Below are 25,014 nucleotides of genomic sequence, written 5' to 3' on the forward strand. Positions count from 1 at the left end.
AATTTTAATTGACTGCACTTTTACGTTTTGCTTCCGAATAACCACCTGCTTCTTCAATAGCTTTAAATTTCTCCCAGGCTATTTCGCTTATTTTTGAGGTAACTGTTTCTATAAGGTAAGAGCCGGCCAGAGGATCCATTACTTTATTCATAAAAGATTCTTCTCTTAAAATATGTGCAATATTTAAACGTATTCTTTGATAGAAGTCCTCTGCAAGGGGATCCGGAGCTGAGGTTTTGTTATTTATTTTGATAAAATCTGAATTTCCAAGAATAGCAGCCATAAATTGAACTGTATTGGCAATCATTTCATCATTTTCATTTTTAACAGCCGACATAGAAGGGATCAGTTCAGAATGAAAAGTTGTATAAACTGAATTTTCCGGAAGAAGAAGTGCTTTTAACTTATTCCAAAGTGATCTGAAAGCCCTCATTTTAGCAATTTCAATAATAAAATTTTCACCTATTGATGTGTGAAAATGAATATTTGATAATATTACTTCCTCTGAAATTCCTTTTTCGGTAAGAAGATCAAAATATTCAACAGCTTTAGCTAACGAATAAGCCAATTCAGTGCCTGGGTCCTCATTTGGTTCAGATATTCCTAAAATAAAACCTGTTGAAGTTTTTTTAGAGAGAATGGTAGACAATATGAGAATGATATACTCCTTTTCTTTTAAATAAGAATCGGAATAGAGTTTTAAAAAGCCAGCTAATGGGATATTCTCCAAAATCTCATTTTTATCGCCCTCTGAAATTTCAAGGGTGAAAGAAATGTCTTGTAATAAATCTTTGGTTGGAGTCAAACTAAAACTTTGACTATCCCTAATTAGAATTTCTATATGATCTGCATTGAATTTTTTTGATTTTTCAATTTCTTTTTTTAAAGAATTGATGTCTGAAAAATTTATTTTATAGACTGCTTTCCAATTGCCAAAATTTTTGTCAAAAAATGACACCTTTGTACGGCTTAAATCTGCTTTAGTATAAAATGGTTCGATATTTATTTTTTGCCCTGCATTCCAGGCTAAAGAATTTATATCCTGAAGCTTTAATTCTTCTTTTATTTTATTGATCCACAGATTTTTATCTGTTTTTTCAAATGGTCTATTGAGAGATGATAAACGTTCCACAGGCACTTTTTTTTAAAGCTATTAAAAAAATCAACTAAGGGGGAAAAAGATTACAAAATGATTCTTTTTTTACGCCTAATTTTACATGTAATAACATTTTATATGTTGTACATTTAGAAGAATGTATTGGTTTATTTTAAGAATATTCAAGGGCTTCTTTCGTAATTTACAAGCCCTGAAGGATATGAAAAAGTCAAGCCCTCGTTTCATTTTTTTGTTAATTATTTTTTTTACAAATTTGTCTCCCCTCCAAAATCAAGGAGGACGATTTTTTCAAAAACCCTTTAATTATGCTAATTGTAAAAGACTGTAAAGCAGTGTGGAACAACTGTCTACGTATCATTAAAGAGAGTGTAGGCGAGCAGAGTTTTAAAACTTGGTTCGAACCTATAGTCCCAATAATGTTACAGAATGACGTTTTGACAATTCAGGTTCCTAGTCAGTTTTTTTATGAATGGCTTGAAGAGCATTATGTTCAGGTTTTAAGAAGAGCGATTGATACTGAACTGGGCGCTGACGGAAGGCTGGAGTATTCTCTGATGATGGAAAAAGAATCAGAGCAATCTAAATCTTTTGTGAACCAGGTTCAGAGTAAACCGAATGGTAATGCAAAAAATGTAAATTATAACGCTCCTCAAACTGTTAAGAGTCCATTTGATTTAAAAGGGCTGGATAAATTTTCTTTCAGCTCACAGTTAAATGTAAACTATACTTTTGACACGTTTATTGAAGGAGATTGTAACAGACTTGCGCGTTCGGCCGGGTATGCAGTTGCTAACAAACCGGGAGTAACATCTTTCAACCCATTGATGATCTACGGAGGTGTAGGTTTAGGTAAAACCCACCTTGTACAGGCAATAGGAAACAGAATTAAGCAAAACAGTCCTGACAAGTTTGTTCTTTATGTATCATCAGAGAAATTTACGAATCAATTTCTTGATGCCATTAAAAACAACAATACCCAGGAGTTTGCTAATTTTTACCTTCAGGTAGATGTACTGGTCATAGACGATGTACAATTCCTGTCCGGCAAAGAAAAAACTCAGGAGATATTCTTCCATATCTTTAATCACCTGCACCAATCAGGTAAACAAATCATAATGACGAGCGACTGCCCGCCAAAAGATTTGAAAGGATTACAGGAAAGATTATTGTCCAGATTCAAATGGGGTTTGACTGCAGATCTGCAGCAACCTGATTTTGAAACAAGAATTGCGATCATTCGCAAAAAGATGCAGTCAGAAGGTGTTGAAATCTCTGACAGTGTTGTTGAGTATCTTGCTTATAGCATAGACACCAACGTAAGAGAGTTAGAAGGTGTATTAATATCTTTGATTGCACAATCTTCTTTAACTCAGAAAGAAATTGATCTTGAACTTGCAAAGCAGACTTTGCAGAGCATAGTTCAAAATATAGAATCGGAAGTGGGTATAGATTATATCCAGAAATTTGTTGCCGAATTCTTTAACGTGACAGTGGATTCTCTTAAAGCAAAAACAAGAAAGAGAGAAATAGTGATCGCAAGACAAGTTGCAATGTATTTTGCAAAAGAATACACGAACTTATCTTTGAAATCAATAGGTTTCCATTTTGGAAACAGAGACCACAGTACCGTTATTCATGCTTTAACTTCAGTAAACGACTTAATGGACACGGACAGAAAGTTCAATGCAACCATGCAGGAGTTGATTAAAAAACTGAAGCTGAAAGCTGCTTAATCTGAATTTTTAGGGTTACTTTTTAATATACTGAGATGCCTGATGGAAACATCAGGCATTTTTTTATGTCATTCAAAGTTTACAATAGAATTATTATATAATGAAGAAGCTTTTACTAATCTTGTTTGCCTTATTTTCCTACAATATAGATGCTTTGAGCTGCCTGAATGAATACAGGGTGGTTACGAAATTATCCGGTATTGTTACAGACGAACGCAATTATGAAGGAAGTCTAGCATATCTAAAGGACGGATTTGACAAGGATTTTTTAGAATCAAGGAAAAAGGAACTTCAAGGTTATATAAAAGAAGGAAAAGCCGATTTCAAAGATTATTCAGATCTGGCTGTAATTGAATTGAAAATTGGAGATAGGAATTTGGCAATAAAAATTTTGGATAGTTTAGTTAATTTTTATCCTTCGGAATATTCCATTTTATCTAATTTAGGAACAGCCTATGAACTTCAGGGAGAAAATCGGACAGCTCTTGATTTATTGCAAAAAGCATATGCCATTAATCCTAAATCTCATCGGGGATCTGAATGGATACATATAGCTATATTAAAAGAGAAATTGAAAGAAACTCCCGATTATTCAAGAATAATAAATCTTAAGGAGTTCGCGGATTTAAAAACATTTTATGAATATTGGTCAAATAATAATAAGCAAGGTTTAGATACTATACATAGTGCTCTGCGATTTCAGCTTAAAGAAAGAATTTCATTTATAAAGGCTCCTGATCAATGTATTGGGCAATTATGTTTTGATCTTGCTGAAATTACTGCAGTTTCAGAGTCCTTAGATGATGCAAAAGAAGTCTATGAGCTCGCCAAGAGTTATGATGATGGTCTGAGCAGACGCGTAGATCGAAGGCTAGAAGAAATAAATTCTATTGTGTTTTATAGCAAAGTGAAATACTATTTTCCTGAATTTTTCTTACTAATTCTTGCTGGAGTTCTTATCTCATATGCATTCAAGCTAATTAAAAAAAGTGGAGAGTTCTCCTTCTTAAATTTATGTATCCTTCATATTGGAGTTGTTTTACTGATTTTTCCTATGTGGGGTATTAGTGTAATTTGGGAAACGGTATTTTATAACACGTTTGATTTTAGACCCATTGCTGTTGGCATAGGTCTATTCCTTGGTTGGTCAATTTCCTATATCACATTGTTTAAAAAATCAAAGCTTATTTTATTTGTTTCTTTGCAGCTTGTACAGTCTTTGATATATAATACAATTTTTATCAACGCAAGTATTGATTCTGAATTTAAGAGTACTCTTTTTATCTGTGTTAATTTTAGCTTATTAGTCGCTGTAATTACTGTTCTAATGGCGTTTAGAGAGTTTGGAAAAAAGACACAATGGCAATCGCCTAATAAATCTCTGTTTAACCATTTTAAAAAAATGCAATCGATTGATTGTTTTCTATAGGGAAAAGTGAAATTAGTAAAATGCAGATACTAAAAAATCCTTTAATCATTAAAGCTGGTTTTATCTGATAACGGCAGAGTCGCAAATATATGTCGGAATAATGCCTGTACTTCTGATATATTGTTCTGCCATGTGTGGCTGCGTTATTCCGGTGAGTATTAATGCTGTGTCAAAGCCAAATTTGTTCCCTCCCATGATATCAGTATGCAGGGTATCTCCAACCATCAATATATCGTTTTTATCTATAATACAATTGTTGCAAGCATGCTCAAATGCAAAATTGAAAAGCTGTGAGTCTGGTTTACCAAATCTTATGAATTTCTTTCCTACAACATTTTCAATTAATTCTGCAACACCACCAATAGCAATGGCCACCTGTGATTGAGAGACAGGATAGGTTGTATCAGTGTTGGCAACTATCACCGGAATATTCCTGTTTCGAAGCAGGTTTATTACTTTATTCAAATCCTTGTTCCAGTCGAATCCTTCATCATCAAGCAATACAAGAGCATTAACTTCTGAAATGTTATCTAATTCAAGCTGGCTTATTGGTAAAGTTTTAAGTCCTGATCTTTCTATATAGTGAGCAGAGTCCTCTGTTCCAAGATAGGCTACTGTTCCATGATTGACTTTAAGGTCAAGATATTCTTTAGCCAACATTCCGGAAGAAATTATTCTGTCCGGAGTAATAGCATAAAGACCTAATTTATGGTAAGATTCAGCAAGCAGTGCAGGACTTCTGGAAGCATCATTGGTAAGTATAAAATAGTCCTTATTTTGCTCTTGGAGATAATTAAATGTGTGTTCTATACCAGGTATCAAACCCTTGTAATTTTTCAAAACTCCAAAAGCATCAAAAAATATGACCTTGTATTTTGTAACGATAGATTTGAAATCTTGTAACTGCAACATTTTGAGTAATAAGTTTTAAGTAATAAGTAAAAGTTTAAAGTAAAGATCTGTGTTATAGTATCTATAATTGAAGCTCTTTTATGATCTTATCTGCATTGAACTCTTCCTCTATTGAAGGAAGGTATTTTTCATAAGCTTCCCTTTGAAGTTTGGTTGCATATATCTCATGAAAGAAATACCTGCCATGTTTTATTACATAATTCAAAATAAAGAATCTATAGGCCTCTTTCATGAACAGAACTTCATTGCGTGTAAGTGGAAATACTTTATGATACTCTTTTAAGAAAAGTATAAATCTATCTTCCATCAACGGTCCAACCACGTAACTGAATACTGTTCTGTCTCCGATATCTGAAACTACTCTGCTGAAGAAATAAAAGTCTAATACCCTTGAACTCATTCTGAACCAGTCATAGTCCCAACGGGAGAATAGTTCAAGTTTATCTGTAACAGAAAAATTACCAATGTTCCAGTCCACAAATACAGGAATGCTTTCAAAAGTTTTATAGTCCAACAGTTCAATATTCTGTAGAAAAGTCTCACATTGACTTCTAAGATAATCCACATGCATTCTGTGCTCATATTGGCCATCTTCAGTATCAAGGATCTCAAGGAGATGTTCGATATCCGATACGAGTGTTTTCGATGATTTGGGGAGTACGTTTTTAACTTTAGCACAGGCTTTATGAAATTTGGCAATCTCTCTTCCGAGTTTGATTATATGTCCCTCTTCCAATCGTCGGGGAAGTTTTTCCATAACGCGTATGGGATTATAAAATACAACCCAGGCATCCGTTAGGCCTTCCTGATATCTGTAAGTGTATACTTTGTTGTTTTTTACCAGCGATTTGGCCAGTACATTTTCAAAGGGAAAGAGCAGATTGTTTGTTAAAGCATGAATAAGTCTGTGGTCTTCTTTGAAATGTTCATACTTTCCAAAATAAGAAAGTTTGGCGATAATAATATCTTCATCGTCAAAGGTTACTCTGAAAACGTGATTGGTAGAAACCTTTGCACTGATGTCTTCAATTTTAGCAATGGACTTGGATGCATCAAAGTTTTCCCAAGCTTCTTTTATAATTAAAGAGTAATCTATGATTTTCATTTTCAGAGTTATTAATTCCTGTTTAAAGGATTTGATTAAATGATTTCAAAATACCTTTTTAATTCCCAATCAGTAACGTGTTTAGAGAATTGTTTCCATTCCCATTCTCTGGTATTCACAAAGTGATCCACAAATGGAGAACCAAACAGTTCTGCCGCAACAATACTGTTTTTCATTGCCTGACTGGCCTCTAGAAGGTTAGAAGGTAGTTTTCCGTTTTCTAGATTTTTATATCCATTACCCTCTGTTGGCAAGATTTCAAGCTTAAGTTTATGTTTTATTCCGTATAATCCGGAGGCAAGAGCTGCAGCCATTGCCAGATAAGGGTTGCTATCAGATCCAGGAACTCTGGTTTCCAGTCTTGTCAGGTCTTTTGAATTATTTAATACACGCAAAGCCGTCGTTCTATTGTCAATTCCCCAAGTAATGGTTGTAGGTGCCCAGGCGCCTTCAACAAGTCTTTTATAGCTGTTGATGGTAGGAGCGTACATCGGCAGAATATATGGAAGACAATAAAGTTGACCAGCCAGATAATGTTCAAACAGATTGCTCATTTTATTTTTTTTGGAAGGATCAAAAAAAAGGTTTTCTGATTTGTCAAGACTCCAAAGGCTTTGGTGGATATGCCCGCTACACCCTGGTAATTCTTCATTCCATTTAGCCATGAATGTAGCCATGATACCATTTTTATATGCAATTTCTTTTACACTTGTTTTGAATAAAGAAGCTTTGTCTGCTGCTTTTAAAATGCTGTCACGTAGAAGAGCAGCTTCATAGACTCCGGGACCGGTCTCGGTATGAAGCCCTTCTAGAGGTACATCAAATTTTAAAAGTAAATCAAAGAGATTGTGATAGTAGGCAGTTTCATAAGAGGGTCTTAAAATGGAATATCCAAACATTCCAGGAGTGAGAGGATTAAGTTTCGTAAACTCTTTCTCTTTCAGTGTTTGTGGAGTTTCTCTAAAATTGAACCATTCAAATTCCTGTGCAAATTCAGCATGAAAGCCCATTTCAATACATTGCTTTTCTAAAGATTTTAATAAGCTTCTCGGACAAGCAGCTAAAGGCTTGCAACCAAAATCAGCAATAAAGAAAGGGAGGTCATCTTCCCAAGGGATTTTTCTGAAAGTAGAAAGGTCTATAGTGCAGGGAGCATCGGGGTACCCTGAATGCCATCCTGTCAGCTGTACATTATCATAACAAACATCCCCGCTGTCCCAGCCAAACACGACATCGCAAAAGCCTATATTTTCCTTAAGGCCCTTAAGGAATTTATCATGATGGATAATTTTCCCGCGTAGCACGCCATCTATGTCCGTAAAAGCGAATTTTATTTTCTGAATAGAATTCTTCTCTATAAAATCAATGATTTGATTCTGATCCATTTGCAACTAAAATGAGTAATGAAGTTGAAACCTTTACAATAAGGGGAATCGAGCAAGATGATAAAAGCTCTGTAAATAATTATTATTACAGAGATATAAAAATCTACAAATGATGACCCTTCTACATGTTTTTCAATTTGGCGAAAAACATGTAGAATGTCAACAATCTTAAAAGTGACTTGATATTTCTGAGTAATAACTATTCGCCCTCGGTTTCTTCCCAGGCTTTTTTCAGTTCCTCAGCAAATATTTCCTGAGATGCAAATCCTTGTAGTTGAATTTTTTTGCCTTTAGCTTTTAATGCATCCAGAATTTCAAGAGCTAAATCAAGTGGTTCAAGTTCTGTGCCGGTAAGGTCCGTATCCCAATTGGTACCTGCAAGCAAACCATCTTCTTGCATTCCTATGCACCAGTTTTCAAGAAATTCGCCTAAAGAGATAGAAGCAGGAGTATATTCAGCCCAGTCTTCACCTGCGCAGGCAGCAGCAGACGCTTCATCTGACCAGAATGCAATAACATCTGCATCTTCATATTCCATAGAAGAAGAGGTCGCAAATCCATCTTCTGTTTCAAGTCCCCATACCAGTTCTGTTTCAACAACCTGTTGAATAAATTTTTTGTGATTTTGGTCAATTGTAGCCTGATCCTGTGCCATTGTTTTAATTGTTTAAACCGACAATTTTAGTAATTTATTCTTTTTTCAGCAAAAAGAATAAAGTATCAAATTACTCATAATTAACCTGAAAATTCAATTTTGTTTACTGATTTTCAGAATGGTTATATCGGATTACCTACTTTGTAGGGAGAATATAATTTTTTCTGTTTTAAGTTAAAAAATTGTCCACATAAATGTTTGAACTTACTATTTAAATTTGGAAGGGAAGTGGATACAGGCAAATGATGGTTTAGAAAAGTAGTTTGTTTAGCTTTAAATGAAATTTACATGTGAAAAATAATAAAATAGTAAGCACGTTTATTTGGGATTTGGAGTATTTGATGATGTCCCATTTCAGGTGCTTTAGCAATTTTACCTTACCAATAATTAAACTAATAGGAGATTATTTTCTTTGAGTAAATCTGGATCTTACTTAAGATTAGAAAAATTTGAGTTGTTAGTTTGCTCGAGAAATGTACCAATGTCTCTAATCCATTCGGTTTTATATTTTATAAGGAAATTTACATGGCCAGCTAAAGGATAAGTTTTTAGTTTTTTTGAGCAATCCAGGTTGGAATATATAGCATCGATTTCTTTTCTGCTAACTCTTTTGTCTTGTTCACCATATAGTAAGAGTGTATTACATTTAATTTTCCTGGCATATTCAACAGGATTATGATCAAATGCCCAGAATCCGTTTGTAAGTCCTCCCCAAAAGACAACTAGTCCCGCCATTGGAAAGACAGGCGCTCCAACAGCTTTAAACCTGGCGCTTGTGGCTTCATACATTGTTGCAAAGGGGCATTCTATAATAATTCCATTAGGCTTCAATGGATAGTCTGCCAAAGCTTTCATAATTGCTGCAGCTCCCATTGATGTTCCGAAAAGAAATATATTCTTCTCACCATTTTCTTTTATGTAATCATAGGCACTTTTTACATTTTCAGCTTCTTTATATCCTATAGTTGTTTGTAAACCTTCTGATCCTCCGGAACCCATAAAATCAACCATAAAAACATTGTAACCTAGGTCAAGAAACACATCTGCTTTATCCATCAGAGAAGATTTCTTTCCTCCATATCCATGAAAAAGAATAATAGTGCCTTTGGATGAGTGTTTATTGATGCTCCAGCACTCTATTTTCTTATTGCTTTGAAGTATTATTGTTTGGAAATTCTGATTGGGTTTTATATTATTTGATGGCTTGGGCATTTTTACTCCAAATATCATCAACTTTAGTTTTTCGGCTGAGGTAAGGTCTTCGGGTTTCTTCGGTTTTGCAATCTTTTCTGAAGAAAAATGCGTGAATTTATAACTGTGAAAGATGGCGACAACGTTGGTGACAATGAAAAATGTTATGAAAACAATGAGGAGTATTCTGGCTATTTTTTTCATAAAACCTGTAGCGATTGTTTTGATGAGAATTTTTATTGTTTACTTTCATTTGTACTCGGTTTAACTGAGCTGTTATACCTTTGAACGAATAGCTCAATATTTTGCAGAATTTGCTGATCAGTTAAGTTTTCAATTTCGTTATTCAATTCCACGTTATCGAAAAAAATTCTCTTTGCCTGATATTTATTTATACGATCTATTTCATAAAACATATTTCCTCTGACAAGGAAGCGTTTGTATGATTTGTCTTTTGTATAAATAGGCATTCCATTATAGGCAGTTGCAGTGGTATAATCCATACTTTCAATTTGAACTTTATAAATTTTTACTTCTCCGTCAATTAACCGAACCATAAGGTAGGAACTTGTGCCATATGGAAATCGGTCTAAAGGGGGACAGCCATCAAGCTCGAGATGCATAACATCTTTTGATTTTACTTTTAATGCCTTTGAAGCTTCAGGGGACAATTTATATTTAATATATCCTTTGTTATAGTAGTCGATATCTCTATCCAGTATAAAGCAAGGAATGGTATCCTTAATTGTAATAATCTTTCCTGGTTTATAGATATAGCTAATTGGCGGAAGTTCATCATCTATATGATTTGGAGTTTGAGCATATAGTGCATTAGTACTGAATAAAAATGCCAACAATATGATTTTTATTTTTAAATGCATGTTTATAGAAAAGTAAAATTAGGTGAGTTTAATTGTATAGCTAAGTTCAATCAGGTCACCGTTGCTGTTGTTATTACTGATTTTCTTCGGCTTTCTTTTTAATAGAGTTGTTATAGTCTATAACTAATTGCTTAATATTCTTCAGAAACTTTTGATAATCCATCTTCTCAAATTGCTTCAGAAATTCATTGTCATCGGGAAAAATTTTCTTTATATCAGAACCGGACATTCTTCTCGAAACTTTGATTATTAAAGATTCTCTTACAAGAAAAAATCTGTCAAGATTAGGATTATTTGTAGTATTCATGCCTCCATTGCTATACGTTCCATAATCATCAAAACCATCTATAGCCGTCTCATAAAGTTTTACATATCCATCAACATGTTTAACCATCAGGAAAGATTGAAGTCCATATGGAAGTCTGTCAAAGTGAGCCTTGCCATCAAGCTCAAGGTGCAGAATATCTTTTGATTTAATCTTTAATGATTTAGAATCGCTGAGTTGTAGTTTGTATTTAATATTACCATTAAAATAATATTCGTACCCTCTATCTATTATAAAGCACTTAATTGTATCTTTCAGGGTAACAATCTTCCCTGGCTTGTATTCAGAAGATTGGATTTCTTCACTTACTAGACCTCCAGTTTGGGCATATAAATTAATAGAAATAAGTGACAGCAGGAATATGGAGAGTTTTGTGAGTTTCATTTAAGTTGAATGAATACAATTTGAAAGAATTGGATTTACAAAAATATAAGCAGTTAATTGGAAGTTCTTTCGTTATAGTCTTTTACTATTTCTTCTATGTTATTAATAAATTCTCTATATTTTATTTCATCGATGAGTTTTTCAAATTCGGGGTTATCAGTAAATATTTTTTTCAGCGATTCTCTGAATGTTAATTTTGACATTATATAGATCTGATCATATTTGACCAAATAGTAAAAATCAGGTATAGGCTTCTCATATAACATGGTATTTCCCAATGTCAACGTTGAAGAAGTACCGATACTCAAATTTTCTCTATATAGCCTTACAGGTCCATTTGCAAGTCTTTTTAGAAGAACGAATTCATTTTGTGCATTATTTATTCTATCATAAATTTCCTCATCATTAAATTTAATTTGGACCATGTTTGCTGGTTTGATTTTTAAAGGTCTCTTATCATTCAATTTTAGTTTGTATCTTACTTTATTTGAATATTTGTTTTCCATTTCTTCCAAATAGCATTGAATCGTATCCTTTTGAGTGATCATTTCTCCCCAACGGTAAGTTCTTTTCATTAGTAGTTGGGCAAACAGGGAATTTGATATACCTGAAAGGAAAAGGATAATAACGAATCTCATTAAAAGCATTTAGAATTTTAAATTTTTTAAGATAATGAAGAAGAAGCATTCATTTTCCTGCACTTCTTCCAAAAATACAAAAATACATTGACTATAATCTGGTCCGAAAGTGGAAGAATCTCCCATTTTCTCCCACTTTTTCTGTTTTTTCTTCCTTTTTAAATAATTTACCTATTAAATATTTGGTTTTCAGTATTTTATATTGTTTTTGTGCCAGTGTTATTGTCTTTGTTTAGAAAAAGGTTTCAAAAAAACAGGCCTATTTTTGTGTAAAAGTGTAACAAAATGGTGGATTATGGGGTAATTTATCCACAATGTGGTTTGAAGTGGTAGAAAGTGGTTGATTTTGGAATTTTCTTTTCTATATTTGTATAGGGTGATTCTAGACTAATCCCAATAATAAATGTCCTATTTCTCGAGTGAGTATGACTGTAAGATGGACGCCAAAGGACGCCTTGTCCTTCCGGCACGCATAAAAGCCAATCTGCCAGAGGCTTCAGAGAATAGTATTGTCATTACCCGAGGATTCGAGCCTTGTCTTGTTGTCTACCCAATGAATGAATGGAAAAAAGTATTCTCAAAAGTATCCGGACTCAATGAGTTCAATGAGGAGTACAGAAATTTCCAGAGAAATTTTTTTAGAGGAAACTCAGAAGTGGAATTGGATAACAACGGGAGGTTTCTTATTCCAAAGCCCTTGTTGCGACATGCCCAGATTGACAAAGATGTGATCGTCGTTGGTTTGGGAAACAGGATCGAATTATGGAATCCTGATTTGTATGAGAAATTCCTGATTAAAGATCAACAGGAGTTTGCGAAGCTTGCAGAAAAATACCTGGGTAACGAGCCAGACCAGGCTGACAAAAAATAAAGTATTAGAATGGCATACCACGTTCCGGTTTTACTGAAAGAGTGTGTAGATGGATTGAATATAAAACCTGATGGGATTTATGTAGATCTGACATTTGGTGGAGGAGGGCATTCAAAAGAGATTTTGAAGCATTTGACAACCGGTCACTTGTATTCATTTGATCAGGATCCCGATGCCAGAAATAATGCGGATGAAATAACAAGTAGTTCTTTCACATTTATAGATGCAAACTTCAGATATCTGAAAAGGTATTTAAAGTTGCACGGAGTCACTAAGGTAGATGGTATTCTGGGAGATCTTGGTATTTCCTCTCATCAGATAGACGAGGGTACCCGAGGATTTTCTACTCGTTTTGATGCAGAACTTGATATGAGAATGGATCAGCAGTCTCCAATAACAGCAAAGGATATTTTGAGAACTTATTCAGAAGATCAGTTACACAAGATATTTGGAATGTATGGAGAAGTGAAGAATGCAAAGACACTTGCCAACGCTATTATTCAGGCAAGAAACAGAGGAAAGATCGAAACGACAGGAGAACTGATTTCTATTTTAAAACCATTAGCTCCTCGTGGAGCTGATTTTAAATATGCAGCACAGGTATTTCAGGCATTGAGAATAGAAGTCAATGAAGAACTGAAAGTGCTGGAAGAAATGCTTACCCAGACAGGGGAGGTATTAAACAAAGGTGGCAGACTGGTAATCATGTCTTATCATTCTTTGGAAGACAGGCTGGTAAAGAATTATATCGCTAAAGGCAAGTTTTACGGAGAGGTTGAAAAGGACATCTACGGAAATTTTGAAAGGCCATTAGAGCCTGTAAATAAAAAGCCTTTGGAAGCTGGAGAAGAAGAAATCAAAGCTAATCCAAGAGCAAGAAGTGCTAAGTTAAGAATTGCTGAAAAAATATAAGATGGCTGAAAATACAGTTAAGCAACAGCAAAGAGAAGAAAGGAAAAATCTGTTTTCTATGATGGGTAATGCCATCAAGGTAGATAAGATTTTTGAAGAAGGGTTACCTGTAAAATATCTACCTTATGTGCTGTACATAACAGGTATAATAATTTTCTACATCGGCAATACACACTATTCTGACAAGACAGTAAGACGAATAGGAAAATTAAAAGCCGAAGTAGATGATCTCAGAGCAGATTATACTACGCTTAAAGCTGACTTGATGTATTACAGCAAGCAGTCTGAAGTGGCTAAAAAAGTAAGTCAGTTAGGATTGGAAGAAAGTTCAGTACCACCATATAAAATTATTTTAAAAGACGGTGAATATTAAAAGATCCATAGTGTTGAGGGTAAGAGTGGCATTTCTTGTCATTCTGGTTTTCTCATTCGCTATCATCGGAAAAATTTTATATATCCAGTTTGTTGACGGGGATAAGTGGAGAAAGCTTGCCGTTGAAAATCTAATTCAATTCAGAAAGGTAAAAGCTACAAGAGGAAATATCTATTCAGATAATGGAAGCTTGCTTGCTACATCATTACCTTTTTATAAAGTAGCCATAGATCCAAGAATTGCAGACGAAAGAGTATTCAGAAGCGGCATAGATTCTCTGTCCAGACTTCTATCTGCTTTTTTCAAAGATAAATCTAGTCTTGAGTATAAAAGGAAAATTATAGATGCCAGAGCAAAGAAAGATGTTCAATATCTGGTGATCAATAGAAAGATGATCAACTTCCAGGCAAAAAAGCAGATGATGCAATGGCCGATTTTCAGGGAAGGAAGATCTAAAGGCGGGGTAATATTTGAAAAGGTAGATAAAAGATTCAGACCTTTTTCTTACCTGGCTATGAGGACTGTTGGTTTTATTAATGAGGATAACAAGGGAGCTGGTCTTGAATATTCATTCCATAGGGACTTGGGTGGAACTGACGGAGAAGCTTTATTCATGAAAATTGCCGGTGGAGAATGGAAACCAATGCATGATGAATCTGAAGTAAGACCTAAGCAAGGGATTGATATTCAAACTACGATCAATATCAATATGCAGGATGTTGCCGAGTCTTCCTTATTAAGACATCTTACTGCCCATGATGCTGATTATGGCTGCGTAGTGCTGATGGAAGTAGCCACCGGTGAAATTAAAGCTATCGCTAATCTTGGGAAACAATCACCTGGAATTTATACAGAGAATTATAATTATGCTGTTGGAAATCAGGGGTTGACAGATCCGGGTTCAACATTCAAATTAGCATCTGTTATTGCTTTGTTCGAAGACTCTAATATTGAGCTGGAAGATAGCGTCGAAACAGGAACAGGTACTTACGAGTTCTATGATAGGTTGATGACCGATTCTAAACCTGAAGGTTATGGAACAATAACTTTTCAGGAAGCTTTCGAAAAATCTTCAAACATAGGGATAAGCAGAAAGGTAAACGAACATTTTGGTCTTAGTCCTCAAAAATATATTGATTATATCCATTCATTAGGATTGGCAGATCCAATAGGTTTTCAAATGCACGGAGAAGCTAAACCTTTTATTAAAAAACCTACAGACAGAAGCTGGAGCGGAATTTCGCTTCCATGGATGTCCATTGGGTATGAATTAAAAATATCTCCTTTGCAGACTCTTATGTTGTACAATGCAGTAGCAAACAATGGTAAGATGATAAAGCCGATAATCGTTAAGGAAACAAAGTTGGCAGACAAGACTTTGAAGGCTTACAATACAGAGGTTGTAAGGGAAAAAATATGTTCGGACAATACCTTGGCTAAAGTCAGGAAAATGCTTGAAGGGGTGGTAGAAAGAGGAACTGCAAATAATATTAACAATACAATCTATAAAATTGCGGGAAAAACTGGTACTGCTCAGAAAATTAAAAACGGTCAGTACATAAAAGATTACTATTGCTCTTTTGCAGGTTATTTCCCTGCAGATAAACCTAAATACAGCTGCATTGTTGTAATCGATAGTCCTAAGGGATATAGAAAATATGGAAGCGATGTAGCAGCTCCAGTTTTTAAAGAGATTGCTGATAAAATTTATGCAACAGACCTTGATCTTCACCTTCCGATTGCAAGAACAAAAGTAAGTCCTGAGCATGGAGTTTTCCCTGTTATAAGGGGAGGATATCATGAAGATCTGAATTATTTGTGTAACGAATTGGGAATATCAAACCACTCTATTAAAGATGCCAATGAGTGGGTTATGGCTAAGGCTGTCAATAATGCTGTTATGTGGCAGCAAAAAGAAGTAGTTCAGGGGGCTGTTCCGGATGGTACAGGTTTAACATTGAGAGATGCATATTATGTCTTTGAAAATGCCGGACTAAGGGTAAAACATGTAGGGCATGGAAGGGTATCTAGACAATCAATGCCTCCCGGTGCCAGAATTGTTAAAGGTAATACCATTTATATCGAACTTGAATAATGGCTATTCTAAAAGACATACTTTATAAGGTATCCCTTGTCTCTATCTCCGGAATTACGGATATAGAGATACATAATATAACCATGGACTCCCGTTCAGTAAAAGAGAAAACTCTTTTTACTGCAGTAAAAGGGACTCAGGCAGACGGACATCAATTCATTGAAATGGCTATTGACAAAGGTGCAACTGCCATTGTTTGCGAAGTAATGCCTGCATATTTGAGAGAGGGTATTACTTACATAGAAGTAAAGGATAGCAGTGAAGCTCTGGGTATTATTTCATCAAATTTCTTTGGGAATCCATCTTCGAAATTGAGTCTGATAGGTGTTACTGGTACAAATGGCAAGACTACTACTGTAACACTTTTACATAAATTGTTCAGAAGTCTTGGGTACAATGCAGGTCTGCTTTCTACAGTTGAAAATAAAATCAACGATGAGATCATACCAAGCACACACACAACTCCCGATGCAGTTACATTAAATCAATTACTGCAAAAAATGGTAGAATCCGGATGTTCTCATTGCTTCATGGAAGTGAGTTCACATTCGGTAGTTCAGCATCGTATTGCAGGACTTACTTTTGCAGGAGGAGCATTTACCAATATTACTCATGACCACCTTGATTATCACCAAACTTTTGAAGAGTATATAAGAGCAAAAAAGATGTTTTTTGATAGCCTACCTTCTACAGCATTTGCATTGGTTAATGCGGATGACAAAAGAGGAATGGTGATGATTCAGAATACAAAAGCTAAAAAACAAACCTATGGTCTTAAAACCATGGCTGATTTCAAAGGAAAGCTTATTTCCAATACCTTTCATGGAATTGAACTGGAAATAGATCGCAAGGATGTCTGGTTTAAACTGATCGGAAGCTTTAATGCATACAACCTTCTTGGTATATATGGCATTGCTGTACTGTTGGGAGAGGACAGTGAAGAAGTGTTAAAGGAACTTTCAAGCCTTGAATCTGCAAAAGGACGATTTGAGCAGATAATATCCAAGGAGAAAATAACTGCTATAGTAGACTATGCACATACGCCGGATGCTTTAAAAAATGTATTGGAGACAATTCAGGATTTGAGACAAGGCAATGAGCAAATCATTACAGTGGTGGGTTGCGGAGGAAACAGGGATGCAACGAAGAGACCTGTAATGGCAGATATTGCATGTAAGCTTAGCAATAAAGTTATTCTTACTTCTGATAACCCTAGAAATGAAGATCCGATGGATATCATTGCGCAAATGCAAAAAGGAGTAAGTCTGACTGATCAGAGAAAAACGATGGTAATCCCTGACAGGAAAGAAGCTATCAAAACAGCCATCATGCTTGCGGGAGGGAATGACATCCTATTGGTGGCAGGAAAAGGTCACGAAAATTACCAGGAAATTAAAGGAGTAAAGCATCCTTTTGATGATAAAGAAACAGTAAAGGAATTATTTCAACTACTAGGAAAATAAATTATGAGAACGATTGGGGCCAAAAAACAGGATCAATTGGTTGAAAAAACATTTAAGCTTTCTCTCAGCATTATCGAGCTTTATATAGAGCTAATCAGAAATAATGAATTTGAGATTTCGGAAAAACTGCTTAGAAGTACAACCAATATCAGAGGTAATGTAGAGGGATCCTTGGCAGCTCTTGACAATCAGGATTACATGGCAAAGATCGCAGTAGCTACTAAAGAAGCAGTAGAAGCAAGATACTGGCTGAAACTTATTCAGATGAAACACACCATTACCTGGTCCGGAGATCTGTGTGTGGATCAACTGAATGAGATCATCAGCATTCTTGCATATATGACTCAGAAAGGTACTAAGAGTAATTTAAAACTGGACATGCATAACCTTAACTAAAAATGTTCTATTATCTTTTTAATTATTTAGAAAGGGAATTCGACTTCTTCGGAGCCGGAGTTTTCAGATACATCTCGTTTAGGGCTGGAATGGCAATGATTTGTTCATTGTTTATCGCCATGTTTTTTGGTCCCAAAATGATCAATTTTCTGAGAAGGCAGCAGATAGGAGAGACGATCAGAGATCTTGGCCTTCACGGTCAAATGGAGAAAAAAGGAACTCCAACTATGGGAGGTGTGATCATCATCGCTGCCATTATGATTCCTGCACTTCTCTTCGCTAAAGTAGACAACGTTTATGTAATTCTACTTTTGATCTCAACAGTATGGATGGGATTGATCGGATTTCTTGATGATTATATAAAAGTATTTAAAAAGAATAAAGAAGGTCTTCAGGGGAAATTTAAAATTATCGGTCAGATAGGACTGGGACTTATAGTAGGATTAACACTTTTTTTTAATGATAATGTAGTAGTTAGAACCTATTTGAATCCTGCTATCAGGAACTCTGACGGATTGATCTCTTCAAAGTTCGTGGATCATAAATCAATGGTAACCACTATACCATTTCTGAAAAATAATGAACTGGATTATTCTCAGCTATTCGATATTTTCGGAGAGCAATTCATCTGGGTGTTTTATGTATTACTTGTGATCTTTATTATCACTGCTGTATCTAATGGGGCAAACATAACAGATGGAATAGATGGCCTTGCAGCAGGGTCTTCAGCCATCATCGGTGTTGCGCTGGCTGTTTTTGCATATGTATCTGGTAATGCAATCTTTGCAGACTATCTGAATATCATGTATATTCCTAATAGCGGTGAAATGGTAATTTTCGTTGCCGCGTTTGTTGGAGCTTGTATAGGATTTCTTTGGGTGAACTCTTATCCTGCCCAGGTATTTATGGGAGATACAGGAAGCTTAACTCTTGGAGGTATAATAGGGGTGCTGGCAATAGCAATCAGAAAGGAACTATTAATACCTGTTCTTTGCGGAATTTTCCTTGTGGAAAATTTATCTGTATTAATTCAGGTAAGTTACTTCAAATATACCAAGAGAAAATACGGAGAAGGTAGAAGAATATTTCTAATGTCCCCGCTTCATCATCATTATCAAAAGAAAGGAATGCATGAAGCAAAGATCGTCACGCGGTTCTGGATTGTTGGAATTCTTCTGGCAATATTAACATTAGCTACATTAAAGCTTAGATAGTTTCAATGGCAAAAAATCTCGTCATAATAGGAGCCGGTGAAAGCGGTACAGGAGCAGCACTTTTGGGTAAAGCTAAAGGGTATACTGTTTTTGTGTCTGATAAAGGATTGATGGCGGATAAATATAAATCTATTCTGACTGGTAACGGAATTGAGTTTGAAGAAGGGAAACATGATGAAGCCAGAATACTGAATGCTGATCTGATAATTAAAAGTCCTGGTATTCCTGAAAAAAATGATTTGATTAAAGCCATAAGAAAAAAAGGCATCAAAGTCATTTCCGAGATTGAGTTTGCATCCTATTATACAAATGCAAAATTCATTGCCATTACAGGAAGCAATGGAAAGACAACTACCACACTCCTGACTTATCACCTGCTTAAAAAGCTTGGAGTAAACACAGGTCTTGCAGGTAATATAGGAGATAGCCTTGCAAAACAAGTAATTGAAGATAAGTTCGAGTACTATGTACTTGAACTAAGTAGTTTTCAGCTTGACGATATGTTTGACTTTAAAGCACATATATCGATACTTCTGAATATTACTCCTGATCATCTGGACAGATATGAGTATAAGTTTGAAAACTATGTAAACTCCAAGTTCAGGATTTTACAAAATCAGACAAGCTCAGATTATTTTATCACATTTACCAATGATCCTGTTGTTTCAGATCAATTAAAGACAAGAAAAATAACCCCAAAGTTGTTGTCTGTATCTCTTTCTGAAATGGAAAGTGAAGGAGCATGTCAGTCAGGGGAGAATTTAAAGTTTTCATTGAACAGGCAAAGCTTCAGTTTGCCAGTAAACAAGCTTCCGTTAAATGGTAAGCACAATATAGTTAACACGATGGCTGCTGTCCTTGCAGCAAAAGCCATAGGTCTTGATGAAAGTATGTTTGTTGAAGCAATGTCTGATTTCAAAAATGCTTCACATCGACTGGAAGATGCCGGAGAAATCAATGGAGTGAAGTTTGTAAATGACTCTAAAGCAACAAATGTCGATTCGGTGTTTTATGCTTTGGATAGCTTTACAGAACCATTGATCTGGATTGCTGGAGGCTTGGATAAAGGCAATGATTATAGCCAGATTGAGCAGTTGGTAAAAGATAAGGTGAAAGCTTTGGTTTGCATGGGTAAGGATAACTCAAAATTGGTTGAGTTTTTCTCAGGCAAAGTGCAGAAGCTTGAAGATACAAATAATTTAAAGGACGCGGTTCAGAAGGCATTTGAATTGGCAACAAATGGAGATGTTGTTTTACTTTCTCCTGCTTGCGCTAGTTTTGATTTATTTAAAAACTATGAGGATAGGGGCGAAAAGTTTAAGACGCAGGTACTTGAGTTAAAAAAAGAAATAGTAAAGAATTAATCGAATATGGTAAAAGCCTGGTTACAAAAGAACTTAAAAGGAGATCCTGTGATCTGGGGAATAATACTGTGCTTTTCATTGATAAGTATTCTTGTAGTGTACAGTGCTATTGGGAGTCTCGCTTATAAAATGATGAAAGGTGATACAGAGCATTATTTATTTAAGCATTCATTTCTGGTTTTTTTGAGTTTGGCTTGTATGTGGATTGCACATAAGATCGACTATAAGTATTATTCAAAGTTAAGTAAGCTAGGTCTTTGGCTGAGTATCCCATTACTAGTGTTTGCTTATTTCAAAGGAGGTGATATCAATGGTGCAAGCAGGTGGTTCATTATTCCCGTTATCAATCAATCGTTCCAGCCTTCTGACTTTGCTAAACTTGCATTAATAGCCAATCTAGCAAGTATGCTTGCAAAAAGGCAGGCGAATATAGAAGACTTTAAAGAATCATTTATCCCGATCGTGTTATGGAGTGGATTAATTTGTGGATTGATAGCTTTGTCCAATTTATCAACTGCGGTTCTTTTATTCAGCACATGTTTACTATTGATGTTTATTGGAAGAGTTCCCTTTAAGTTTCTTGCAATGTTAGTTTTGGTTGGTGGTGTTTGTGGTACTATAGCGTTAAAGTTGGGACAAAGGCTTGAAACAGCAATTAGCAGATTAGAGTATTTCTTTGTCTCAAAAGAAATTCCTTTTCAGGCGGAACAATCTTATAAGGCAATAGCTACCGGAATGATCTTCGGGAAAGGACCGGGACAAAGTGTTCAGGGAGAATTTCTTCCTCATAGTTACTCAGACTTTATCTACTCTATAATCATAGAAGAGTATGGTTTCATAGGAGCATTTGTGGTGCTGTTTTTATATTTAGCATTATTGTACAGAGCAATGCTTACTGTTTCAAACAGTGAAAGAGCTTATGGCGGCTTGCTTTCAGCGGGTCTTGCTTTTAGTCTGGTTATACAAGCTATGATTAATATGGGGGTTGCAGTGGGGTTAGGTCCTATTACAGGTCAGCCATTGCCATTATTAAGCATGGGAGGAACCTCATTATTATTTACAGGAATTTCATTGGGAATTATATTAAGTGTAAGCAGAGGAGATATTTCAGAAACTAATTTTGAATCAAAAAATGGCCTCAAAAAACAAACCGTATAGAGTAATCATAAGCGGCGGTGGCACCGGTGGCCATATCTATCCTGCTATAGCTATTGCGAATGCACTGAAAGCAATCGACAGCTCTACTGAAATCCTTTTTGTAGGAGCAAAAGACAGGATGGAAATGGAGAAGGTTCCTGCTGCCGGTTACAAGATAGAAGGTTTGTGGATTAGCGGAATTCAGAGAAGATTAACAGTAGATAATTTATTGTTTCCTGTTAAAGTAATTTCAAGTATCTGGAATGCAGGAAAGATCATAAGTGAATTTAAACCTGACATTGCAATAGGAGTGGGTGGCTATGCAAGCTGGCCTTTGTTATTTGCTGCTAACTGGAAAAAAATCCCTACAATGATCCAGGAGCAGAATTCTTATGCAGGTGTTACCAATAAGTTACTTGCAAAAAATGCAAGCAAGATTTGTGTAGCATATGAAAGAATGGAAAGATACTTTCCAGGTGACAAGCTGGAGCTTACAGGCAATCCGGTAAGAAAGGATATTCTTGATTTTGAAAGTAAGAAGCAGGAAGCCTTTTCATATTTCAATCTTCAGGAAGGGAAACCTGTAATATTAGTAATAGGCGGAAGCCTTGGAGCTAGAACCTTGAACAACAGCATACTTGCCAAGATTGATGAATTAAAGGCGAGCGGAGTTCAGGTAATCTGGCAAACAGGTAAATTCTACTTTCAGAAAATGAAAGAAGAAGCAGGGCGAAAAAATAATCCTGATGTGAAAGTGCGTGAGTTTATCAGCAGAATGGATCTGGCTTATGCAGCGGCAGATATAGTGATCTCAAGAGCAGGAGCGCTTTCTATTTCTGAGCTCTGTTTGGTAGGTAAACCATCAGTATTGGTACCTTCGCCAAATGTTGCGGAAGATCATCAGACCAAAAATGCAATGGCTCTGGTAGAAAAGAATGCAGCTATCATGGTAAAAGACATTGAAGCCCCTGAGAAGATGGTGCCTGCAGCATTGGGTTTACTGTATGATCTTAACAAGCAAAAAGAGCTTTCTATGAATATTAAAACGTTGGGTAAACCTGATGCTGCTGTTCATATAGCGAATGAGGTGATCAGGATTATTGAAGCGAAAAGCTAAAAGTTTAGCTGAAAGTTAAAAGTTAAAAGAATTACAATTAAAGGAGGATTTAGACTCTGGAAGTCAATGAAGTCCTTCTCCTTCAGGAGAAGGATTTTGGATGAGGTCCTTTTAAGTTATAAGTTTTAAGAATCTGGGTTCTTAAAATAATTAAAGCAGATATTTTTATAATAGTTTGAAATTGGAAAAGTTTAACAACGTCTATTTTATTGGTATAGGCGGTATTGGTATGAGTGCCTTGGCAAGATGGTTTCGTGGAAGCGGATACCACGTAGCAGGTTATGACCGTACCAGAACTGCTCTTACCGAACAGCTAGAAGCTGAAGGGATGCTCATTCATTATGAGGATGACGTTAAACTTATTCCTTTAGACTTTATAGATGATGCATTGATTGTGTACACACCTGCAATTCCTGCTGACCATAAAGAGCTTAATTATTTTAAAGCGCAGGGAAGAAAATTGTGGAAGAGATCTGAAATTCTTGGAAAGATAACTGAAGAAGTATTTACTGTTGCTGTTGCTGGGACGCATGGCAAGACAACAACTTCTTCAATGGTGGCCCATATACTTAAATATGCAGGTAAAAATGTATTTGCATTCGTTGGTGGAATTACTCAAAATTATAAATCTAATCTTCTGATTGGAGATAAAGATGCTGGAGAGCAGATAATGGTTGTTGAAGCTGATGAATATGACAGATCTTTTTTAAGATTAAGTCCGGCTATTGCAATTATTACTGCCATGGATCCTGACCATCTTGATATTTATAAAGACGAAGAGGATTTTGTTGATACCTTTAATCAATTTGCCGGACAGGTGAAGAGCAATGGTGTTGTTTTTGCTCAAGGTAATTGTCCTGTAAGAAAACTTGATAACAGCAGAAGTCTACATTTTTATGGGGAAGCTGCTTCTGATTTTTCTCCTTTCAATAAAAGAATTGAAAAAGGATATTACGTCTATGACTTGAAAACACCTGCAGGAACTATAACCAATATTGTATTAGGTATTCCCGGAGATCATAATATTCAAAACTCCATTGCCGCATTTGCAGTTGGTCTTCAGTTGGGAATTCCGGCTGAAACAATTAAAAATGCGTTAAAGGAGTTTAAAGGAGTAAAGCGCCGTTTTGATTACATCTTCAGATCTGAAAAGATAACGTATATAGATGATTATGCACATCATCCAACAGAAATCAAAGCTTTTCTATGTGCAGTGAAGGAAGTTTATAAAGATAAAAAGGTTACAGCAATTTTTCAGCCTCATCTTTATTCAAGGACGAGAGATTTCATGGATGGATTTGCTGAAAGTTTATCAATACCAGATGCATTAATTCTTCTTGAAATATATCCTGCAAGAGAATTGCCGATACCTGGAATAACGTCCTCAGTTCTGCTTGACAAAGTAAATCTGACAGAAAAAAAGGTAGTTGCAAAATCAGATCTGATGAAAACACTTGAGTCAACAGACACAGATATTCTTGTTACCATCGGAGCTGGAGATATAGATCAGTTTATAGAACCAATAAAGAAATTCCTTGAAAAAGAAGCCAGTCGCTAATCGATTCAGGATAAAGAGGAAGGTGTATTATATCCTCGGATCCATAGTGCTTTTCGCTCTTATCAGCTTTGTTGAGAAAAAGCAGGCTGATAGAGAGATAAAAGCAATCAATGTTCATATCGATTATGAATATGATAATTATTTTGTGACAGAAGAAAAAGTACTGGACTTGATATCAAAGAACGGAAGCGATCGTATTATTGGTGCTTCCTATAATGATATTGATCTTAAAACGCTTGAATTGAGAATAAAAAGTCATAAATTTGTAGAAGAAGCGCAGGTATATAAAGATCTTAAAGGTAATCTAACTGTTGAAGTAAGCCAGTGCAGGCCGGTAGCAAGAGTAGTGCAGTCAGACGGGCCGCATGCATACATTGGAAGTTCAGGCAATACACTTTCAACTTCAGATGAGTTTACTGCAAGAGTATTACTGATAGATGGATCAGGTTCTGCTAAATTAACCAAGAAAGAATTTTTCGAATCTGAAGAAGGTAAGCCATATCTGGATCTTATAAATTTTCTGGATCAGGATAAATTCTGGAAAGCGCAGATCGCTCAGTTGACAGTGGAGAGGAATGGTGACATTTCAATGTACACGCAAATCGGAGATCAACTCATCTTGTTTGGTAAACCGGAAGAGGTTGAGAGTAAATTCAAAAGGCTGAAGATTTTTTACAAAGAAATTCTTCCGACCAAAGGATGGAACTCTTACAACAAAGTAAATCTTAAATTCAAGGATCAAATTATTTGTGAATAATA

23 protein-coding genes are annotated in these 25,014 nt (G+C 35.5%); 14 read left to right on the plus strand and 9 right to left on the minus strand.

All coding sequences use genetic code 11. The features are described 5' to 3' along the window. Positions 1-4: 4 nt before the first annotated feature. Positions 5-1,132 (minus strand): methylmalonyl-CoA mutase family protein, encoded by a 1,128-nt coding sequence (locus MYP_RS20305; protein ID WP_197060147.1) that lies wholly within the window; start codon positions 1,130-1,132, stop codon positions 5-7. Between the two features lie 290 nt (positions 1,133-1,422). Here MYP_RS20305 and dnaA point away from each other — a divergent pair, with 290 nt between their 5' ends. Both dnaA and MYP_RS20320 read left to right on the plus strand, forming a co-directional pair. Beyond that, on the plus strand, positions 1,423-2,850 hold the full coding sequence (gene dnaA / locus MYP_RS20315) for a chromosomal replication initiator protein DnaA (protein WP_045467576.1): 1,428 nt from the start codon (positions 1,423-1,425) through the stop codon (positions 2,848-2,850). Positions 2,851-2,950: 100 nt separating this feature from the next. Further along, complete coding sequence (locus MYP_RS20320; RefSeq protein ID WP_045467578.1) at positions 2,951-4,279, plus strand: tetratricopeptide repeat protein; 1,329 nt, start codon at positions 2,951-2,953, stop codon at positions 4,277-4,279. A 60-nt stretch (positions 4,280-4,339) separates the two neighbouring features. Here the strand turns inward: MYP_RS20320 and MYP_RS20325 are convergent, their stop codons facing one another. From MYP_RS20325 to MYP_RS20360, 8 genes are all read right to left on the minus strand, one after another. After that, on the minus strand, positions 4,340-5,188 hold the full coding sequence (locus MYP_RS20325; protein WP_045467779.1) for a TIGR01459 family HAD-type hydrolase: 849 nt from the start codon (positions 5,186-5,188) through the stop codon (positions 4,340-4,342). A gap of 64 nt (positions 5,189-5,252) precedes the next feature. Further along, positions 5,253-6,296 (minus strand): hypothetical protein, encoded by a 1,044-nt coding sequence (locus tag MYP_RS20330; protein WP_045467580.1) that lies wholly within the window; start codon positions 6,294-6,296, stop codon positions 5,253-5,255. 35 nt (positions 6,297-6,331) lie between these two features. Further along, positions 6,332-7,681, minus strand: coding sequence for a glutamine synthetase family protein (locus MYP_RS20335; protein ID WP_045467582.1), 1,350 nt, complete (start codon positions 7,679-7,681; stop codon positions 6,332-6,334). 199 nt (positions 7,682-7,880) lie between these two features. Beyond that, entirely contained in the window at positions 7,881-8,336 is a 456-nt protein-coding gene (locus tag MYP_RS20340) for a DUF2750 domain-containing protein (RefSeq protein WP_045467583.1), read from the minus strand. Positions 8,337-8,765: 429 nt separating this feature from the next. Beyond that, entirely contained in the window at positions 8,766-9,731 is a 966-nt protein-coding gene (locus tag MYP_RS20345) for an alpha/beta hydrolase (RefSeq protein ID WP_045467584.1), read from the minus strand. 32 nt (positions 9,732-9,763) lie between these two features. Next, on the minus strand, positions 9,764-10,408 hold the full coding sequence (locus MYP_RS20350) for a hypothetical protein (protein WP_045467585.1): 645 nt from the start codon (positions 10,406-10,408) through the stop codon (positions 9,764-9,766). A 73-nt stretch (positions 10,409-10,481) separates the two neighbouring features. Beyond that, complete coding sequence (locus MYP_RS20355) at positions 10,482-11,117, minus strand: hypothetical protein (protein WP_045467586.1); 636 nt, start codon at positions 11,115-11,117, stop codon at positions 10,482-10,484. A 53-nt stretch (positions 11,118-11,170) separates the two neighbouring features. After that, complete coding sequence (locus MYP_RS20360; protein ID WP_156140757.1) at positions 11,171-11,692, minus strand: hypothetical protein; 522 nt, start codon at positions 11,690-11,692, stop codon at positions 11,171-11,173. A 466-nt stretch (positions 11,693-12,158) separates the two neighbouring features. Here MYP_RS20360 and mraZ point away from each other — a divergent pair, with 466 nt between their 5' ends. The 12 genes from mraZ (at position 12,159) to MYP_RS20425 (ending at position 25,012) form a co-directional block, all read left to right on the plus strand. After that, the gene (gene mraZ / locus MYP_RS20370; protein ID WP_028979615.1) at positions 12,159-12,626 is read left to right on the plus strand and encodes a division/cell wall cluster transcriptional repressor MraZ; all 468 of its coding nucleotides are present in this window, start codon (positions 12,159-12,161) and stop codon (positions 12,624-12,626) included. 9 nt (positions 12,627-12,635) lie between these two features. Next, the gene (gene rsmH, locus MYP_RS20375; protein ID WP_045467590.1) at positions 12,636-13,538 is read left to right on the plus strand and encodes a 16S rRNA (cytosine(1402)-N(4))-methyltransferase RsmH; all 903 of its coding nucleotides are present in this window, start codon (positions 12,636-12,638) and stop codon (positions 13,536-13,538) included. Position 13,539: 1 nt separating this feature from the next. Next, positions 13,540-13,911 carry an FtsL-like putative cell division protein gene (locus MYP_RS20380; RefSeq protein WP_045467591.1) on the plus strand — a complete coding sequence of 124 codons (372 nt, stop codon included), beginning with the start codon at positions 13,540-13,542 and terminating at the stop codon, positions 13,909-13,911. Next, a complete protein-coding gene (locus MYP_RS20385) occupies positions 13,901-16,006 on the plus strand; it encodes a penicillin-binding protein (protein ID WP_045467593.1) in 2,106 nt (701 codons plus the stop codon). Before MYP_RS20380 ends, MYP_RS20385 begins: the two co-directional genes overlap by 11 nt. After that, a complete protein-coding gene (locus MYP_RS20390; RefSeq protein ID WP_045467595.1) occupies positions 16,006-17,469 on the plus strand; it encodes a UDP-N-acetylmuramoyl-L-alanyl-D-glutamate--2,6-diaminopimelate ligase in 1,464 nt (487 codons plus the stop codon). Before MYP_RS20385 ends, MYP_RS20390 begins: the two co-directional genes overlap by 1 nt. 3 nt (positions 17,470-17,472) lie before the next feature. Beyond that, positions 17,473-17,865, plus strand: coding sequence for a four helix bundle protein (locus MYP_RS20395; protein WP_045467597.1), 393 nt, complete (start codon positions 17,473-17,475; stop codon positions 17,863-17,865). A gap of 2 nt (positions 17,866-17,867) precedes the next feature. Further along, complete coding sequence (mraY, locus tag MYP_RS20400; RefSeq protein WP_045467599.1) at positions 17,868-19,079, plus strand: phospho-N-acetylmuramoyl-pentapeptide-transferase; 1,212 nt, start codon at positions 17,868-17,870, stop codon at positions 19,077-19,079. 5 nt (positions 19,080-19,084) lie between these two features. Further along, positions 19,085-20,443: a UDP-N-acetylmuramoyl-L-alanine--D-glutamate ligase gene (murD, locus tag MYP_RS20405; RefSeq protein WP_045467601.1), complete on the plus strand. Its 1,359-nt coding sequence runs from the start codon at positions 19,085-19,087 to the stop codon at positions 20,441-20,443. A 6-nt stretch (positions 20,444-20,449) separates the two neighbouring features. Beyond that, positions 20,450-21,601 (plus strand): FtsW/RodA/SpoVE family cell cycle protein, encoded by a 1,152-nt coding sequence (locus MYP_RS20410; RefSeq protein WP_045467603.1) that lies wholly within the window; start codon positions 20,450-20,452, stop codon positions 21,599-21,601. Continuing rightward, the gene (gene murG, locus MYP_RS20415) at positions 21,576-22,697 is read left to right on the plus strand and encodes an undecaprenyldiphospho-muramoylpentapeptide beta-N-acetylglucosaminyltransferase (protein WP_045467605.1); all 1,122 of its coding nucleotides are present in this window, start codon (positions 21,576-21,578) and stop codon (positions 22,695-22,697) included. Before MYP_RS20410 ends, murG begins: the two co-directional genes overlap by 26 nt. Before the next feature lie 181 nt (positions 22,698-22,878). Continuing rightward, positions 22,879-24,255 (plus strand): UDP-N-acetylmuramate--L-alanine ligase, encoded by a 1,377-nt coding sequence (gene murC, locus MYP_RS20420; protein ID WP_370568890.1) that lies wholly within the window; start codon positions 22,879-22,881, stop codon positions 24,253-24,255. Continuing rightward, positions 24,233-25,012 carry a cell division protein FtsQ/DivIB gene (locus MYP_RS20425; protein ID WP_045467609.1) on the plus strand — a complete coding sequence of 260 codons (780 nt, stop codon included), beginning with the start codon at positions 24,233-24,235 and terminating at the stop codon, positions 25,010-25,012. The genes murC and MYP_RS20425 overlap by 23 nt, the downstream gene beginning before the upstream one ends. Positions 25,013-25,014: the final 2 nt, after the last annotated feature.

Source organism: Sporocytophaga myxococcoides (assembly GCF_000775915.1).
Classification (GTDB): Bacteria; Bacteroidota; Bacteroidia; order Cytophagales; family Cytophagaceae; genus Sporocytophaga; species Sporocytophaga myxococcoides_A.